This window comes from Collimonas pratensis (assembly GCF_001584185.1).
GTDB classification, from domain to species: domain Bacteria; phylum Pseudomonadota; class Gammaproteobacteria; order Burkholderiales; family Burkholderiaceae_D; genus Collimonas; species Collimonas pratensis.
The window spans coordinates 118,904-135,345 of record NZ_CP013234.1; the positions used below are offsets into that span (position 1 = coordinate 118,904).

The 16,442-nt window shown below is 60.2% G+C and carries 15 protein-coding genes; 6 read left to right on the plus strand and 9 right to left on the minus strand.

The window, feature by feature from the left end; translation table 11 throughout:
- Positions 1-15: 15 nt before the first annotated feature.
- A complete protein-coding gene (locus tag CPter91_RS00565; RefSeq protein WP_061935560.1) occupies positions 16-1,644 on the plus strand; it encodes a bifunctional aspartate transaminase/aspartate 4-decarboxylase in 1,629 nt (542 codons plus the stop codon).
- A gap of 133 nt (positions 1,645-1,777) precedes the next feature.
- Here CPter91_RS00565 and CPter91_RS00570 read toward each other — a convergent pair whose 3' ends face one another.
- Positions 1,778-3,037, minus strand: coding sequence for a cytochrome-c peroxidase (locus tag CPter91_RS00570; protein ID WP_061935563.1), 1,260 nt, complete (start codon positions 3,035-3,037; stop codon positions 1,778-1,780).
- Between the two features lie 189 nt (positions 3,038-3,226).
- Here CPter91_RS00570 and acpA point away from each other — a divergent pair, with 189 nt between their 5' ends.
- Positions 3,227-5,368: an acid phosphatase gene (gene acpA / locus CPter91_RS00575; RefSeq protein ID WP_061935568.1), complete on the plus strand. Its 2,142-nt coding sequence runs from the start codon at positions 3,227-3,229 to the stop codon at positions 5,366-5,368.
- 86 nt (positions 5,369-5,454) lie between these two features.
- Here acpA and CPter91_RS00580 read toward each other — a convergent pair whose 3' ends face one another.
- The 3 genes from CPter91_RS00580 to CPter91_RS00590 form a co-directional block, all read right to left on the minus strand.
- A complete protein-coding gene (locus CPter91_RS00580) occupies positions 5,455-6,447 on the minus strand; it encodes a pyridoxamine 5'-phosphate oxidase family protein (RefSeq protein ID WP_061935570.1) in 993 nt (330 codons plus the stop codon).
- A 57-nt stretch (positions 6,448-6,504) separates the two neighbouring features.
- Positions 6,505-7,140, minus strand: coding sequence for a glutathione S-transferase family protein (locus tag CPter91_RS00585; RefSeq protein ID WP_061935573.1), 636 nt, complete (start codon positions 7,138-7,140; stop codon positions 6,505-6,507).
- Positions 7,141-7,326: 186 nt separating this feature from the next.
- Complete coding sequence (locus CPter91_RS00590) at positions 7,327-7,896, minus strand: TetR/AcrR family transcriptional regulator (RefSeq protein WP_061935576.1); 570 nt, start codon at positions 7,894-7,896, stop codon at positions 7,327-7,329.
- A 145-nt stretch (positions 7,897-8,041) separates the two neighbouring features.
- Here CPter91_RS00590 and CPter91_RS00595 point away from each other — a divergent pair, with 145 nt between their 5' ends.
- The 3 genes from CPter91_RS00595 to CPter91_RS00605 all read left to right on the plus strand — a co-directional run bounded on the left by CPter91_RS00595 (position 8,042) and on the right by CPter91_RS00605 (position 9,912).
- Positions 8,042-8,458 carry a MarR family winged helix-turn-helix transcriptional regulator gene (locus tag CPter91_RS00595; RefSeq protein ID WP_061935580.1) on the plus strand — a complete coding sequence of 139 codons (417 nt, stop codon included), beginning with the start codon at positions 8,042-8,044 and terminating at the stop codon, positions 8,456-8,458.
- A gap of 87 nt (positions 8,459-8,545) precedes the next feature.
- The gene (locus tag CPter91_RS00600; RefSeq protein ID WP_061935584.1) at positions 8,546-8,800 is read left to right on the plus strand and encodes a hypothetical protein; all 255 of its coding nucleotides are present in this window, start codon (positions 8,546-8,548) and stop codon (positions 8,798-8,800) included.
- 125 nt (positions 8,801-8,925) lie between these two features.
- The gene (locus CPter91_RS00605) at positions 8,926-9,912 is read left to right on the plus strand and encodes an alginate lyase family protein (protein ID WP_061935587.1); all 987 of its coding nucleotides are present in this window, start codon (positions 8,926-8,928) and stop codon (positions 9,910-9,912) included.
- A 46-nt stretch (positions 9,913-9,958) separates the two neighbouring features.
- Here CPter91_RS00605 and CPter91_RS00610 read toward each other — a convergent pair whose 3' ends face one another.
- From CPter91_RS00610 to CPter91_RS00625, 4 genes are all read right to left on the minus strand, one after another.
- Positions 9,959-11,140, minus strand: coding sequence for an MFS transporter (locus tag CPter91_RS00610; protein ID WP_061945677.1), 1,182 nt, complete (start codon positions 11,138-11,140; stop codon positions 9,959-9,961).
- A gap of 151 nt (positions 11,141-11,291) precedes the next feature.
- Positions 11,292-12,029, minus strand: coding sequence for a LuxR family transcriptional regulator (locus tag CPter91_RS00615; protein WP_082792495.1), 738 nt, complete (start codon positions 12,027-12,029; stop codon positions 11,292-11,294).
- A 13-nt stretch (positions 12,030-12,042) separates the two neighbouring features.
- A complete protein-coding gene (locus tag CPter91_RS00620; protein WP_061935593.1) occupies positions 12,043-13,056 on the minus strand; it encodes a response regulator in 1,014 nt (337 codons plus the stop codon).
- A 77-nt stretch (positions 13,057-13,133) separates the two neighbouring features.
- Complete coding sequence (locus CPter91_RS00625; RefSeq protein WP_061935596.1) at positions 13,134-14,453, minus strand: sensor histidine kinase; 1,320 nt, start codon at positions 14,451-14,453, stop codon at positions 13,134-13,136.
- A 167-nt stretch (positions 14,454-14,620) separates the two neighbouring features.
- Here CPter91_RS00625 and cqsA point away from each other — a divergent pair, with 167 nt between their 5' ends.
- Positions 14,621-15,889, plus strand: coding sequence for an alpha-hydroxyketone-type quorum-sensing autoinducer synthase (cqsA, locus tag CPter91_RS00630; RefSeq protein WP_061935599.1), 1,269 nt, complete (start codon positions 14,621-14,623; stop codon positions 15,887-15,889).
- Positions 15,890-15,943: 54 nt separating this feature from the next.
- Here cqsA and CPter91_RS00635 read toward each other — a convergent pair whose 3' ends face one another.
- Complete coding sequence (locus tag CPter91_RS00635; protein ID WP_082792497.1) at positions 15,944-16,381, minus strand: winged helix-turn-helix transcriptional regulator; 438 nt, start codon at positions 16,379-16,381, stop codon at positions 15,944-15,946.
- Between the last annotated feature and the right edge of the window lie 61 nt (positions 16,382-16,442).

Sequence of the window (16,442 nt, forward strand, 5' to 3'; positions counted from 1 at the left end):
TAAGGAGTGTTGGAAATGGATTTCAGTAACCCAGATAAACTCGCCCTGCTCAGCCCGTTTGAATTGAAAGATGCCTTGATCCAGGTGGCGGCGAAAAGCGACCGCTCCATGCTCAACGCCGGCCGCGGCAACCCGAATTTCCTGGCGACCACGCCGCGTCACGGTTTCTTCCAGTTCGGCCTGTTTGCCATGAGCGAAGCAGAGCGCTCTTATATCTACATGGATGGCGTCGGCGGCTTTCCTAAGCCCGACGGCATCGAAGCGCGCTTCGAAATCTTTGCCAAGGCCCATGCCGGCACCGAAGGTATCCGTTTCATCGAAGCGGCGGTGTCGTATGTGCGCGACCAGTTGGGCCTGTCGGCTGCCGATTTCCTGTACGAGATGTGCGTCGCCATCCTCGGCTGCAACTATCCGGTGCCGGACCGCATGCTGAACTTGAGCGAGAAGATCGTCGGCCAGTACATCCGACGCGAGATGATAGGAGAACATCCCTTCATCGGCAATTTCGACATGTACGCAGTGGAAGGCGGCACCGCCGCCATGACTTACATCTTCAACAGCCTGCGTGAAAACCATATCCTCAAGGCCGGCGACACCATCGCGCTTGGCATGCCGATCTTCACGCCGTATATCGAGATCCCGCATCTCAACGATTACCAGCTGGTCGAACTGCTGGTCGATGCGCCGTCCGAGAATAACTGGCAGTTCACCAAGAAGGAACTCGACAAGCTGCTCGATCCCAAGGTCAAGGCTTTCTTCCTGGTCAATCCTAGCAATCCGCCTTCGGTCCGGATCAACGACGAGACGCTGGCGTATATCGCTGAGGTCGTCAAGAAACGGCCGGATCTGATCATCCTCACCGACGACGTTTACGGCACCTTTGCCGACAACTTCGTGTCGCTGTTTGCGATCTGTCCTTACAACACCATCCTGGTCTACTCGTTCTCGAAATATTTCGGCGCCACCGGCTGGCGCATGGGCGTGGTCGCCACTCACGAAAAGAATATCCTGGACGACAAGATCGCCGCCCTGCCGGAAGCCCGCCGCAAGGAGCTGGACCTGCGCTACAACTCGATCACCACCGAGCCGCGCGCGCTGAAATTCATCGACCGCCTGGTGGCCGACAGCCGCACCGTGGCGCTCAACCACACCGCCGGTCTGTCGACGCCGGTGCAGGCGCAGATGACCTTGTTCTCCCTGTATTCACTGATGGATGAGCCGCAGGAATACAAGAAATCGATGAAGCGCATCGTCCTGCGCCGCAAGGAAGCGCTTTACCGGGCGCTGGCCCTGCCGCTGCCGGTCGATGCCGATTCCGTTCACTACTACCATCTGCTCGACCTGGAAACGCTGGCCACGCAAATGTATAGCGCCGCTTTTGCCAAATGGATGGTGAAGCGCTTGAAACCGAACGAAGCGCTGTTCCGGCTGGCGGAAGAAACCGGCGTGATCCTGCTGCCGGGGCGCGGCTTCGGCACGGCGCATGCGTCGGCGCGGGTGTCGCTGGCCAACCTGAACGAATATGACTATACCAATATCGGTTTGTCGATCCGCAAGCTGGCGCTGGAATTCCATGCGCAGTTCGAGAAAGGTGCAGGCGGAAAATCGAAAGTGACGAAGGTCGAAAAGAAAGCTAAAAAATAACGCCGTAGGGTGGGCACTCGTGCCCACGCGTTACCGTGATAACCGGAGCGCATACCGGTGAGGTCCCGGAATGGCATGTACATGGTGTGAGTTCACGCGTGGGCACGATGTGCCCACCCTACGAATCCGGTTTTTAAGGGTGAAATCCGTCGTTCAGGGTTTTCAGGAAGGCGATGACATCCTTGATCTCGTCATCCGTCAACGCCGGCCGGTCGCCGGGTTTGCGGTCGAACGGCGCTTCGACATTGACGTTGCCATGGTAGGCCTCGGGCAGGTCGTCGAATTTGTGCACCTTGCCATTCTTGTCGCGCGGATACCATTTCTGCGGCTGGGTATCGCGCTGCACGTAGAATTTCATCACCTGTTCCAGGCTGCTGAAGCTACCGTTGTGGAAGAACACCTTGCGCGTTGCTACATTGCGCAGCGAGGGCGTCTTGAACATGCCGCAGTATTCGGTCTTGTCCTTGAGGTCGGTGCGGTCGGGGCCGCACAAGCCCATGTCGTAGTATTTCGGATCGGCGTTGGCCGGGATGTGTTTGTTGCGCGGTACGCCGATGGCGATCAGGCCGTAGTCGGTAAACTGCGGGAAGGCGCCGCTGGCGGTGATTTCACTGATGTGGCAGGAGGCGCAATTGCCCTTGGCCGGATTGTTGAACAGTTGCAGGCCGCGCAGCTCCTGTTTGCTGAGCTGGGTTTGCTGACGCAGGAAGGCGTCGTACTTGCTGTTGTAAGGGTAGAACTCGGTCGGGCTTTCCTGGAACACTTCGAGCGCCATCAGCGCCCATTTGAAGGCCTGCTCCTGATTGTCGAATATGTCTTCGCCAAAAGTCTGGCGGAACTGCGCCGCATAGCTGGCCTGCTTCAGTTTTGCCACTACTTCAGCCGGACCGGCATTGCCCATTTCATGCGCCGACAGCAAGGGAATCCGTGCCTGGTCATGGGTCGACGGTGCGCGGCCATCCCAGTTATGGCCGCCGGTAGGGCCGGCGTCGATGCTGTCGTCGCCGTCGTCGTCGAAGAAGTGTTCGGTAAACGCCGGCACGTTCTGAATGTAGCGCAGCGACGGCACAGCCCGCGTGCCCAGGGTCTTCATCTCCTTGCCGCCGAGCTGCACCGCCAGGTTGTTCGGCGGGCCGAAAGCATGATCCGGGCTATGGCAGGTGGCGCAGGACATCTGGCCCGAAGCCGACAGCGAAGGATCGGAAAACATGGTGCGGCCGAGCGCCGTCATGGCGGCCACCGACGGCTGTTGTTTCAGCGTTGGCGCGTAGGTGGCGCCGACATAGGCCGGCGTCGCCGGTTTGGCGGCTGCCACCGGATCGGCATCGGCATGCTGCTGGCCGCAACCGTTCAGCAGGAATCCGCCCAGGACGGCGAGGAGCACTGGTTTCATAGGGATAGGCAAAAAGCGAAGTGGGATGACATCTGCTGTTGTTATTTTGTGCGCAAGACTAACAGTCCTTTATGACAGAACGATGACGGATTTTTTTGTGGAAAATAAACGTTACTTAGCGATACATATTTCACACGGTTGACATATTCGAAGCATAGGATTGCGTCTTTTATCACCCGGGGAGGGGTTATGAAGCGATCCATGCATTGGCTGCCAGTGGCAGCCACAGTGGCGTTATCGGCAGGGTTGAGCGCATGCGGCGGTGGCGGCGGCGGTAGCATCGGCGGCGATGCCGGCGGCGTCACCAGCGGCCAGGTGACCGGCAGCTATTATGAGAATGCGCAAGTATGTTTTGAAGACAAGGTCAAGAAAGCCACCTGCGATGCAGCATCGCCGGTAGTCAAGACTGGCGCCGACGGTTCCTACGCCCTGCGCGGCCAGGGCCCGGTGCTGGCCACCATCGACACCAGCGCCATCCACCACGAAGCGCTGGGCGACAAAGGCACCGCCGTCGCGCAGAAACTGGTGTTCCGCGCACCGCTTGGCCGCAGCGCCTACGTCAGCGCGATTTCCACCGAACTGGCAGCGGCGATGGACGCCAACGGCGGCGATTTCGCCGATGCCAGCAAGAAGCTGGCGGCAAAAATCGGCACTGCCGAAGCGAACCTGCTGGCCGACATCAACAAGCTCGGCGGCAAGGATCTGGCAGCGCTGAAAGCAGAAGCGGCAGCCATCAATGCGGCCATCGCTGCTGTCGTGGCGCAGGGCGGCAACGTTGACCTGGGTCAGGCGTTGGGGGGCGCGCTGGCCATGAACAACATCCAGAACGTGGTGGTGATCTTTGCCGAAAACCGCGGCTTTGACAATCTGTACGGCCTGTTCCCGGGCGCTAACGGCATCCCGGGCGTCAATCCGACCTCGACTTCGGCCTACGTGCCGCAAAAAGATTTCGACGGCAGCACCCTGCCGGTGCTGCCGCCGACCTGGGGCGGCATGACCCTGGCCGGCCAGAGCACGGTGATCACCCAGGCGCAGTCGGCCAACCTGCCAAACAAGCCATTCCAGATCGATGACAGCAAGAGCCCGATCTTCATGTCTTCGGCGGTGATCACGCGCGACCTGGTGCATCGTTTCTACAACAACCAGATGCAGATCAACGGCGGCAAGAACGACAAGTTCACCGCTTATTCCGACGCCGGCGGCCTCAGCATGGGCTACTACGACGGCAGCAAGATGAAGCTGTGGAACATCGCCAAGCAGTACACGCTGGCCGACAACTTCTTCATGGGCACTTTCGGCGGTTCTTTCCTGACCCACCAGTACCTGATCTGCGCCTGCGCGCCGACCTATCCGAATGCGGATGCCGCCACCTCGCCGGCCAAGAACAGCATTTCGGCGGTCAACCTGGATGCCAGCGGCAACCTGATCGGCCTGGCGCCAGGCACAGGCAATCCGACCTCGGTATTGAATGGTGCGCCGGTCTATCTGAAAGACAGCACGATCACGCCGAAAGACGCCTCTGGCATGTTCTACGCGGTCAACACCATGCAGCCGCCCTACCAGCCTAGCGGCAATAACGCTGCTGCCGTCGCCAGCTATGCTGATCCGAGCAAGGCCACTACTTTGCCGACGCAATCGCAGACCACGATCGGTGATCAGCTCAGCGCCAAGGGCATCAATTGGGCCTGGTATGCGGGCGCCTGGAATGCGGCCATCGCCGATGCGCCGAATGCCAGCCGCGGCGTGATCTATGGCGGCAAGGTGCAGTTCCAGCCGCATCACCAGCCGTTCAACTACTACAGCCGTTTCGATCCGGCCACGGCCACCGGCGCTGCCGAACGCGCCAGCCACCTGAAGGATTTCGACGCTTCCTTCCTGCAGGATGCGGCAGCGGGCAAACTGCCGGCAGTGGCGTTCTACAAGCCGCAGGGTAACCTCAATCAGCACGCCGGCTACGCCAACGTCAGCGATGGCGACGCTCACATCGCCGATGTGATCGCCAAGCTGCAAGCCAGCCCGCAATGGAAGAACATGCTGATTGTCGTGACTTACGATGAAAACGGCGGCTTCTGGGATCACGTCGCGCCGCCTAAGGGCGACCGCTGGGGTCCGGGTACACGCCTGCCGACACTGCTGGTGTCGCCGTATGCGAAGAAGGGCTTTGTCGATCACACGCAATACGACACTGCCTCGATCCTGCGTTTCATCACCAACCGTTATTCGCTGCCGGTACTGCCTGGCATCACGGCGCGTGACAAAGCGCTGGTGGCCAACGGCGGCAAGCCGATGGGCGATCTGACCGGCGCCCTGACACCAGTGCCGCAGGAGTAAGTTACCGCACGATCATTGCTGCCGGGCGCAGCAACGGCTGATGAATGACAGCGCACCGGCTGCCTTGAAAAAGGCAGCCGGTTTTTTTATGCCGGCCAGGAACCCATGGGCGCCAGCGCCGGCGAAAATTCCGCCTCGCTCCAGCGCAGCGGCAGCGATGCTTCGACCCGTATCGCCTGCTCGACATGGAAGCGCAGCAAACGCTCGGCGCCGGCGAAGCTTGCCACGTCGGAGCCGTCCCAGATCAGCTCCGCGCTTACCGCCAGGTAGATCAGGTCGCCGCTGGCGAAATCGATGAACAACAAGCCGGCGCGCGGATGCACCACCAGGTTGCCGATGGTGTTGAAGTAAAAATTGCCGACGAAATCCGGCACCGTCAGCGTCTTTGCATCGTCGATGCGGACAAAGCCAGGCTTGCCGCCGCGATGCGAAACATCGGCGCCGTAACCACCCTCCCCGGCGCTGCCATCCGCGACGGGATCCGGCAGGAATGCGGTGGCGATGAAGAAGGTGTCGGCGGCGCGGATCAGCCGCTGCATGGCGCCGTCCAGTTCGCTGGCGCGGTGCACCCTTGGCGCCGCGGCGCCGGCGCTGTCGACGCTGCCCGGCCTGCGCGCCTGGATGTATTTGGGACAATTGCCGAAGCTCTGCTCGACTTTCATGGTCCAGCCGTCCGTATCCAGCGTTTCTATCCTGCCGTTCATGCGGTTACGGCGGCGCGTGTGCGGTTCGATGCCCAGCAAGCCGATGGCGGCGTTGCCGGCCAGGTTTTGCTGCAGCGGATCGGCGGCCAGCGCGCGGGCGTGGATCCGCAGATGCTCGGCGTCCGGCGAACTGACGAAGCCGGGTTCGCCGATCACAATCGAGGCCCATGGCTGTTGCTGGCGGTCGACGCTGCCGACGATCAGGAACGGCAGCTGGCTGAAAAATTCACGATGCTGGTCCGGCATCGCGCTGCGGATCACCTGGCTGCGCGCCGCCATTTTTTCCAGCACCCCGGCGCGCTGCTGCAAAGCCAGTTCGCCGCGATGGAAAACCGATTTGCCGGCGCTGGCGCCGGCTGTTTCCAGATTGGTCATGGTTGCTTGCCTCCTCAGTGATTGCACGCGATAGCGCGCATGGCAGCCGACGCCGGCTCAGGCCGCCAGCGGCTGGCTGGCGCGCATGGCGACGAAACCCGGCAGCGCTTCCATGCGGCGCAGCCAACTGCGGATCTGCGGGTAAGCATCGAGCGCGATGCCACCTTCCGGCGCATGCGCGATATAGCTATAGGCAGCTACATCGGCGATGGTCGGATGGGCGCCGGTCAGGTAGTCCCGGCCGGCCAAGTGCGGTTCCAGGACCGCAAACAGTTGCAAGGCGGTAGCACGTGCGGCTTCGCGGTCCAGCGGTACGCCAAACAGAGCTGCCATGCGGGCGCTGGCAGGACCGCGGAAAATCTCGCCGGCAGCCAGCGACAGAAAGCGTTGTACCCCGGCGGCGCCAAGCGGATCGCGCGGCAGCCAGCCGTCGTCGCCATATTTGCTTGCCAGGTAGACCAGGATGGCATTCGAATCGGCCAGCGTGACGGCGCCGTCTTCAATCACCGGCACCTGGCCGAACGGGTTCTTTGCCAGGAATCCGGGTTTTTTTTGCTCGCCGGCGCGCAAATCGACGTCGATCATTTCAAACGGTAAGTCCAGCAGTGACAAAAACAGCTCGACCCGATGGGCGTGGCCGGAGAACGGCGAGCGGTAAAGACGGATAGGCTGGGCGGGGCGGGCGACTGGCATGGCGAGACTCCTGAAATTGAATAAGACGAGAACAAGGTGCGGCTGGACAATCCTGTACCGAACAATCGGTACAATACAAAGTCAAAACCACCCTGTCAAGTAAAAATCGCTGGAATCAACTTAAAGAAATCGGGGGCTTGTTGTTTATTTGACTGGTTTGGACACGTTGCGCCAGGCCTTGCAATCCTAGGCAGCCGAGGCGCCGAGCAAGAGATTGGGAAAGTTTTCGACCATGCGCATGAACGGCCCGTTGCTGCCCAAGGCGCGCGACACCACCAGCGAACCCTGGATCGCGATCACGGCGTTTTCAGCGCGCACTGCGGCTTCCACCTTGTCGATGCCAGCATCCTCCGCTACCGCCGCCAGCAAGGCCATCAGACTGCGCATGCGGCTGCCCAGGTGCTGCTGGAACAGGGAGCCGGCTTCGCCGATGGTGAACACATCGGTCAGGCAAGGCGCCATGCCGTTCGAGTAAAATTCCGCCAACTTGCCGGCAAATTCCTGCGCGCGCCGCTCGGGTGCTTCCTTGCTGGTCAGCGTCGGCAGTACGTACTGGGTGAACCAGCCGCCCACGGCGGCCATTGCGGCGCTAGCCATGTCTTCCTTGCCGTTCGGAAAATAATGGTACAAGCTGGAGCGGCCCAGGCCGGTGGCGTCCGACAGGCGCGATAGGCTGCTGCCCTCGTAGCCGAAGCGGCGGAAGGCCGCCAGGATGCGTTCAATGACTTCGTCGCGGGTCAGGGCTGCGGTTGGCATAATGATTTGTACCGAATGTTCGTTGCTATCAATTTAGTGGCGAAATGGCAAAACAGCAAGGACTTAGTGCGTTAAAAAGACAAAAACAACGCGGCACACGCATAATATGATTGCCTAGCTAACTATATTTATCTACACTAGTGGCATGTTTGATCACTGCCTCTATTTCAACACCACCGCACTGGCGCGCATCGTCGAGCGCGAGTGGAATGCCGCCTACCAGCCCTTCGACCTGACCGCGCCGCAGGGTTTTGTCTTGCGCACCGTGCTGCGGCGGCCCGGCTTGCTGAGCAGCGAAGTGGCCTCTGTCTTTGGCATCGCGCGGCCAACCGCAACCCGCTTGCTGGACGCCTTGCTGGCCAAGCAGTTGATCGAGCGCCGGCCATCGGCAGAAGACGGCCGCGAATGGAATATTTTCCCGACCGCTGCCGGGCAAGCGCTGGACAAACCGATCAATGCTGTCAGCGCCGAAGTGGCGCAACGTCTGCGGGCGCAAGTCGGCAGCGACCGTTTCGACGACTCCATCGCGGCCCTGCGTGGCGTTCGCGAAAGCATAGGCTGATACCACAGTAAGCAAGATGCGTCGCCCGGGCGCATTATTTTTGACGATTTAGTTGTTTAGCTAACTTCTTTTGCGCAAGGAGCCGCCATGCCCGTCATTTCACAAAATCCGCAAAAAGCTACAGGCCGTTTCGTCCTGATCATGCTCTTGATTGGGCTGCTGTTTGCCCTATTGCTTGGCGCCGCCCGCCTGGTATTTTCCGACGCCGATTCGGGCCAGGATGCATGCATTGCCGCGCATGCCGCCGAGCGCGGCGTCAGCCCAGAGCAATTGCGCAGCGAGCGCCGCCGCCAGGAAGATCTGGTGGCGATCCTGTCGACTTGCAGCGGCATGGCGCCATGAATTTGCAACAAAAAGATTCAGCAGCAGCTTGCCCTGCAAGCCTATGTTTTAATTCTTGCACCTGCTGGCAGTGAGATGGCTCACTGCTAATGCATCTGACGCCAATCACATCTAGAGGGAGCCGCATGCCGCGCCATCTACTTCGCTTCATCCTGCCGCTTTGCCTGTGCAGCGGCAGCGCATTCGCCGCCTGTCCTGAGGCGCCGGCGGGACTGCGCGATATCGAGGCGAACAGTTATTATTCCGACGCTCATTATTCGATCGTCGATCCGGTCCTGAAAGCCAAGAACGAAGCGGCGGTCAAACCGTTCAGCGATTACCTGGCGACAGTCAGCGCCGATGCCGATCGCTACATCGCCGGCGGCGACGCCGCGGCGGCTCAGTGCGCCTTGCGCTGGCTGGACCGCTGGGCGGTGGATGGTGCCATGCTGGGGAAAGTCAGCAGCAGCCAGGCGCAGTATGAACGCAAGTGGACGCTGGCGGGCGTGGCGCTGGCCTACATCAAAGTGCGGCCGCTGGCGGAGCCGGCGCAACGCGTGCATATCGAAGCATGGCTGCCGCGGCTGGCAGATGCTGCGCTGGCGTTCGTCAACAATGGCAAGGGCGCCCGCAATAATCACTATTACTGGGTCGGCCTGGCGGTGATGGCAACCGGCGTCGCCACCGGCGAGCAGCGCTATATCGACGCCGCCAGCAAGATCTATGACAGTGCGCTGAACGACATCGGCGACGACGGCAGCCTGCCGCTGGAGATGAATCGCGCCGGCCGTGCGCTGGCTTATCACAACTATGCATTGGCGCCGCTGGTGATGATGGCGGAACTGTCGCGGCTGCACCACGAAGATTGGTATCTGCGCCGTCACGGCCGCCTGCAAAAGCTGGCGCAGCGGGTGCTGGACGGTATCGCCGATCCCACCTGGTTTGTCCAGAAAACCGGCGCCGCACAGGAAATGCCGAAAGGCGGGATTCTCGGCTGGATCGTGTTCTATCGCGAGACCGCCCCCGAACTGACGGCGCCGTCGCAAGCGCTGATGACGCAGGCGCCGTTCCGTTACGCGCAGCTGGGCGGCAATCTCAGCGTCCTCGCCGACAAGCATTTCTTCGAGCAGTAACAGGAACAGGCCAAGGCCGGAAAACGCCGCTTCTGCATGCCAGCCGCTATGTGAATTCTGCCGGCGTCGCCGATGGCTTTACATGGCGGCTGCGGCTGAGATACAGCGACGCCAAGGCGCATGCCAGCGCCATGCCCGACACGGCGGCGCCCACCAGCGGCGTCCAGGCCAGCGACCGCCAGGCGATCACCAGTCCGCCGCAAGCCGCACCTAGGGCTACGCCGAGATGCATGGCGGAAGTATTGATGCCGATATGCATTTCGCTGGCGCCTGGCGCCGAACTGATCAGGTAGCTCTGCACGGTCGGCGAAATGCTCCAGCTCAGGCTGCTCCATAACATCATCGCCGGCAGGAACAGCCAGAGCGAGCCGGCAAACAGCGGCAGGCTGGCCAGCACCAGCGTGAATACCGCCGGCACCAGCCACACGGTGCGGCGTGGGCCCAGGCGGTCGGACAGCCAGCCGCCGAGATAACCGCCGCTCACCGCCGAGACGCCGAACAGCGCGTACATCAGGCTCAGGCTGTTGCCGTGCAGGCCGAGCGTGGCGCCGAGGTAGGGCGCCAGATAAGCAAACAAAGTGAAGTGACCGGCGATCATCAGGATCGAAACCAGCTGCGCCAGCGCCAGGCTGGGTACCGCCAGCTGTTGCCAGTAGCGACGCAGCGGCAAGGGCTGCGGCGCGGTCATGCGCGGCAGGCTGGCTTGCAGCCAGAAGATCAGCGCGGCGGCCAGCAGCGCCATGGCGGCAAACGGCAGGCGCCAGCCGAGCCGTTCGCTGAGCACGATGCCGAACGGGATGCCTAGCACCAGCGAAGCGCTGATGCCCATGAAGATGACGCCGATGGCGCGGCCACGGTGGCTGGGCGTCACCAGCGCGGAGGCGAAGGTAGTGCACAGGACCACGATCAGCGAACAGCTGGCGGCCGATGCGATGCGCAGGGCAAACAGGCTGGCATAGTTGGGCGCCAGTGCGGCAGCCAGGTTGCTGAGTGCGAAAATCGCCAACGCAGCCTGCAGCAGGGTGCGCCGTTCAAAGCGCGCGGTGACGGATAGCAGCAGCGCCGCGCACAAGGCAAAGGAGAGGGAAAAGATGCTGGTCAGCTGGCCGGCGACGCTGAGCGATACCCCCAGGTCATGGGCCAGCAAGGGCAGGATGCCGCCGACCAGGTTTTCATCAAGGCCGGCAATGAAAGCCACCAGCGCCAGCAGATAGATACGACGATCCATGGACAGTTCCGTTAAAAATTTGCAGCTGGCTGCAGCAGGAAACAGTCGATGGCGCGCAGCCATCAATGCGGAATGCCGTTACGCGCTTGCTTGTTGAAAATTGGATGAATTAAATCGATCGGATTAAATCAATTGGATTAAATTAATCGGCTTAATTGTTGGGTTTGATGATGCCCATCATGACCGCCCGGCTGATGGCGTGGCGGGTGCTATAGACGCCCAGTTTCATCGCTACATTCTTCATGTGGAAGTACACGGTGCGCTGGGAAATGCCGAGGATCAGGCCGATCTCGCTGCTGGTCTTGCCGTCGGCGCTCCAGCGCAGGCATTCCAGCTCGCGCGCCGATAGCAGTGTTTCCTGGTTCGGCGTGGCTTTGCGCCACAGCGATTCGGCGCTTTCCTGCAGGTACAGGCCGAGCAGCAGGGCGTCGGCCTGGGCGCCGGCCGGCAGTGCCGCCGATGGCGCCGCGTTGCTGTAAAAATCGAGACGGTTGACCGACTGTCTGGTATGCAGGGCCAAGCTGATGCCTTGCGTGATACCCATGGTTTTCAAGAGCGGATAGATGTGGCCGCCGTGCAGCAGGCACAGCTGTTCGACCTGCCAGCTGAGCGGCAGGCAGGAGCGCGCCAGATGCTGCTGGACCGGATCGGTCTTGTCGTCCGTGGGCTGGGCGAACAGCTGCAGCGTGGCGCCGGGCAGGGTGCCGAACATTTGCACCTGCGCCGCGCCATTGGCGCCAGTGACATCCATCTTCAGCATGAAATCGCAGATGCCTAGCTGTGCCAGCATGCGCTGGCTGCGTGCGCGCAATTGATCCCAGTCGGGAGCTTGCGCGATCTGCAGCAGGTCAGGGGCGGATAATCGAGGAGCGGCTTCGCTTCGCAGCATGGTTTGTCTTTAGTTAAGATTTTACGTCAGCAGATTGGTCACGCAAAAATTCCGCAAATGAATAAAAAGAATCGCGGAGATAGTGCGCCGGGAAGTCAAACAAAGCCCAATAATAGTCTTGCGCGCCAAAACAAATCTGTGCCGGCAAGCAATATGATATCCAATCATGGCGCAACGCGTCGGTGTACATGCCGCCGGTATCGGAAAAGAAGGGCACCAGCCGCATTTCCCGCAAGCCGGTCAGCAATTCCAGCGGCGCGCCGTAGTCCTGCGCCACTTCCAGCTGCGACATCAGGCTGGCTTCGGTTTCCACCACCATCAGCGTCGCCTTGCCCTGGATATCGAAAAACAGGATGCCGGTCGGGTTGGGAAACAGATAATACTCGACAAAGCCGTGCCGCTTGCAAAGTTGCTCCACCAGCGCTTCCAGCGCCGGATCCGAGAGGAAGGTGTAGGAATGGCGCGACAGCAGGTCTTTCAGCGTCAGCGACTGGGCGTGGAAGAATTCTTTCTGCAGGGTGCGGATTTCCATTTCCAGGTGATCCAGGGCGTCGTGGTCGCTTTTCTTGATGAACCGGTCGATCAGGCCGCGGTTGAAGGCCTCGATGGCGATCTTTTCATCGGCCTGGCCGGTAAACAGGATTTTTTTGCAGGGCAGGTCCTGCACCGCCTGGCAAAACGCCAGTCCGTTCATTTGTGGCATTGCATAATCGATCACTAACACCGACGGCAGCATGAAGCGACGCCGGTTCATCGATTGCCGGTAGATCTGATCGATATCGACCGCGACCGTGCGGCGGTCGAAGGAATAGGTCTGCTCGTCGTAATTGACGCGGATCGACTGGCTTTTACTGGGCGAATGGCGATAGGCGTCGCGCAGCCATTCGAGGGCGGCCTGGGTATCATGAAAGACTTTGCGCGCCATTTGCGGCGGCAACTGAAAAGCCAGGCTGTCCAGAAAGCTCTGGCTGTCGTCGATCAGGATCGTCAACGTCGGATGTTGATAAACAGGTAATGAAATATTCATGGCGGCGCGTTGCAGGCGCAAAGACGACCTATGCGCTCGATTGGGTAAGACGGCTAATAAAGATTGCTAATAAGCTGCTAATTTAACAGAGAGCGCACATCTGCTGCTTTTTGTTGCACTACCGGCGGAAACTCCAGCACAAAAATGGTGTAGGCCAGCGGCCGCGAAATCACACGTATGCGGGCACCCCAGGCGCTCAGGACGTCGCGGCAAAACGCTAGTCCGATACCGGTGCCGTTGTGTTCGGGATAGGCGTAAAAGCGTTCAAAGATCTGCGCCATGCGGCCCGCTTCGATGCCGCTGCCGGTATCGATGAACAGCAGCCTCGGCCTCGGCCTGGCGCCGTCCAGCACGATCCGTATGCGGCCCTTGCCGACGCGCTGGATCGAGGTCAGCGCATTGCGCAGCAAATTGACCAGGACCATCGAACACAGTTCGGTCTGCCCCAGCAAACGGAAATCCGAGCGCACCGTGATGGCGACAAGATCGCGCTGTTCCTGGTTGACGAAGGGATAGCGTTGCATCATCAGATCGACTGCCGCCGCCATCGACACGATGTCAGTTGCGACCAGATTTTCTCTCCCGGTAGAAGCGCTCAGCAGGAACAGGTCAATCACATTGTTCATGTGCCGCACTTCAAATTCAATTCTGGCGAGGGCCTTTTCCATGGGAACCTGGCTGGGGCTGCTCGGCACGGCGTTTTCCTGCAGCAGGCGGCTGAGGCCGCGTGCGTTGGCATTGATGCTGCGCAGGGGAGTGCGTAGTTCGTGCGACACCGTGGCCAACGCCGTTGCCATGCCGGCCAGCTTTTCTTGCGCCAGCACTTTTCTGCTGACTTTGGCGATCGACACCGTGACGATGGCAAACAGCTGTATCGGCCATTGTTCCAATGCGTGATAGCTGGGCAGCACCAGGCCGCCATGGAGCACGGCAAAGACAAGGTAGGCCAGCGTGGTGCCGACCAGATAGGATGAGAATGCCAGCGCTGTATCAAAGTGGAACAGAATGATCAGCGCGATCAGTAAAGACTGACCCCATACCGGAGAGCCTTCATTCATCAAAAACATGAATGTGAAGAAAAACGGCACCAGATAGGTCAGGCCGATAAAAAAATAGGCAGTCAGAAATTTTTTGGGCACCAGGCGCCTGATAGAGATGGCTGGCAGGCAAAGGACCACGCCGAAAATCCGCAAGCCCAGGTTTTCATACAGCTGTGGAAACCAGTATGTCCATACAACGTAGTACAGGGGCATGCCAAGCACGGCGATCCAGGCCAGGACCATCAGCCTTTCGATATTGCTGTCGTATTGCCGGTAAAACCCGGCCCACCATTTACCCGTGGCTTGCCGCCAGACCGGCCAACGCTCGCTTATCCAACTGCTTGTGTGCTCACTCATGAGGGGGCGGATATTGGTCTATCATAAATTGTCATCAGGCGGTTTTTGGTGAAGACGGCCTTGCGCCTCGTCTCCACCGCTTCACGCCTGGCCTGGCGCCAGATTCCAGACGGGGGAGCTCTGGCTACTCTGTTTGGCATGTCAACAGAGTGTATTGGGAGAAAATTATGCCACTAACTACAAGCTACCACGCGGAAATAAGTTCTGCAGCGGAGCAACGTTTGCCTGCTTTTGTATCTGCACGTATGGACGAGCACTACATTGACCGCATAGAAAAGCTGCTGGGCGGCGAACATCTGCATAAATGGTGCACCCCAGGCCCGGATGCCATTTACCTGTCTAGCAATGATTATCTGTGCATTGCTGCCGAACCTGTCCTGATCGAGGCGCAGGCCGTGCGCCTGAGGAAGGGCGACGCAGACTTGTTGATGTCTTCGGTTTTTTTGCAGGAAGGGAGCCCCCAGCATCGCCTGGAAAAGAAACTGGCCGATTTCATGGGTTCCGAAGACGGTTTGATCACCCAGTCCGGCTGGAGTGCGAATGTGGGGCTGATGCAAAGCATCACTGAACCCGGGGTGCCGGTATATCTTGATATGCAGGCGCATGCATCGCTATGGGAGGGGGTGCAGGTCGGTCAGGCGCGCGCGCTGCCTTTTTTGCATAACGACATTGCTCATCTGCAGCGCCAGGTAATAAAGCATGGGCCCGGCGTGATCGTGGTCGACGCCTTATACAGCACCAATGGCAGTGTTTGTCCCATACATGAGGTATTGAAGGTCGCCGAGGACAGCGGCAGCATACTGGTGGTCGACGAATCTCACTCGCTTGGTACGCACGGTCCCGGCGGCGCGGGCCTGGTGGCAGAACTGGGCTTGTCGGAACGAGTCCACTTCCGTACCGCTTCTCTGGCCAAGGCTTTTAGCGGACGAGCCGGTTTCATTACCTGCTCGCACAAGTTCAAAGGTTATTTCTTGTCGACTTCAAGGCCGGCGATTTTCAGCTCTTGCCTGCTGGGGCATGAACTGGCCTGGTTCGATGCGGCGCTGGACTTTATCCGGGCGGCTGACGATCGCCGGCGCGCGCTGCATGATAACGCGCACCGTATCCGTGTCGAACTCGATGCATTGGGCTATAACGTCAGCGACGGCAGCGAACAGATCATCGCGCTGGAAGCGGGCGCCGAGCCGATGACGCTGGTTTTGCGCAAAGCGCTGGAAGCGGAGGGTATTTTCGGCGCGGTTTTTTGTGCGCCGGCGACGCCGAAGAATCGTTCGCTGGTGCGCTTGACGCTCAATTCCGGGTTGACCGAAGTCGAGATCCGGCGGATTGTGCAAGCTTGCGCCAGCATCCGTGAAAAAGTGCATCTGGCCGACTGGTCTTCCAGCCGCCGCCTGCATTTAGCTGCCGCCCATAGTAAAACCAGCGTTCCGGCATGACAGCCTGGCGCTGCTGCAAGTGATTTGCGCAGATTGAGAGCGGGGCCGACGTCGCTACTGCTCGCTGGCGCCGCTATCGTATAGCCGGCGTGCACCCCGGATCACCGGCTGATGGCTGCCGGCCCAGTCGGCCAGCACCTTGAGCGGCAGGCACAAGGAGCGGCCCATTGCGGTCAGCGCATACTCCACCTGCGGCGGCGTGCTCGGGATCACTGTGCGCGACACCAGGCCATCGCGTTCCAGGTGGCGCAAGGTCACCGTCAGCATCCGCTGCGAAATATCTTCCACCTGGCGCCGCAACTGGTTGAACCGCAGCGGGCCCGGCTCCAGCGTAGTGAGCACCAGCACACTCCAGGCATCGCCGATACGGTCCAGCACGTCGCGGATTGGGCAGGGCAGGTCTTCGCGCGCGCTTGGCCGGCCGCGCCCCCGGCTATGTACCGCAGCCGGGGGCGAGGTCAGGGCGGTTACCTGCATGTTCCTATTGGTCATCAAAGTGCCTTCTTGCGCATTAGTTTCAAATAATTATACTGGTTACTTTAAATAACTACCA

Coding starts and splice junctions, on each gene's coding strand:
- acpA (WP_061935568.1), top strand. CDS start 3,227: ATGAAGCGATCCATGCATTGGCTGCCAGTGGCAGCCACAGTGGCGTTA.
- CPter91_RS00620 (WP_061935593.1), bottom strand. CDS start 13,056: ATGAATATTTCATTACCTGTTTATCAACATCCGACGTTGACGATCCTG.
- CPter91_RS00585 (WP_061935573.1), bottom strand. CDS start 7,140: ATGCCAGTCGCCCGCCCCGCCCAGCCTATCCGTCTTTACCGCTCGCCG.
- CPter91_RS00590 (WP_061935576.1), bottom strand. CDS start 7,896: ATGCCAACCGCAGCCCTGACCCGCGACGAAGTCATTGAACGCATCCTG.
- cqsA (WP_061935599.1), top strand. CDS start 14,621: ATGCCACTAACTACAAGCTACCACGCGGAAATAAGTTCTGCAGCGGAG.
- CPter91_RS00570 (WP_061935563.1), bottom strand. CDS start 3,037: ATGAAACCAGTGCTCCTCGCCGTCCTGGGCGGATTCCTGCTGAACGGT.
- CPter91_RS00605 (WP_061935587.1), top strand. CDS start 8,926: ATGCCGCGCCATCTACTTCGCTTCATCCTGCCGCTTTGCCTGTGCAGC.
- CPter91_RS00565 (WP_061935560.1), top strand. CDS start 16: ATGGATTTCAGTAACCCAGATAAACTCGCCCTGCTCAGCCCGTTTGAA.
- CPter91_RS00580 (WP_061935570.1), bottom strand. CDS start 6,447: ATGACCAATCTGGAAACAGCCGGCGCCAGCGCCGGCAAATCGGTTTTC.
- CPter91_RS00625 (WP_061935596.1), bottom strand. CDS start 14,453: ATGAGTGAGCACACAAGCAGTTGGATAAGCGAGCGTTGGCCGGTCTGG.
- CPter91_RS00635 (WP_082792497.1), bottom strand. CDS start 16,381: ATGACCAATAGGAACATGCAGGTAACCGCCCTGACCTCGCCCCCGGCT.
- CPter91_RS00595 (WP_061935580.1), top strand. CDS start 8,042: ATGTTTGATCACTGCCTCTATTTCAACACCACCGCACTGGCGCGCATC.
- CPter91_RS00600 (WP_061935584.1), top strand. CDS start 8,546: ATGCCCGTCATTTCACAAAATCCGCAAAAAGCTACAGGCCGTTTCGTC.
- CPter91_RS00610 (WP_061945677.1), bottom strand. CDS start 11,140: ATGGATCGTCGTATCTATCTGCTGGCGCTGGTGGCTTTCATTGCCGGC.
- CPter91_RS00615 (WP_082792495.1), bottom strand. CDS start 12,029: ATGCTGCGAAGCGAAGCCGCTCCTCGATTATCCGCCCCTGACCTGCTG.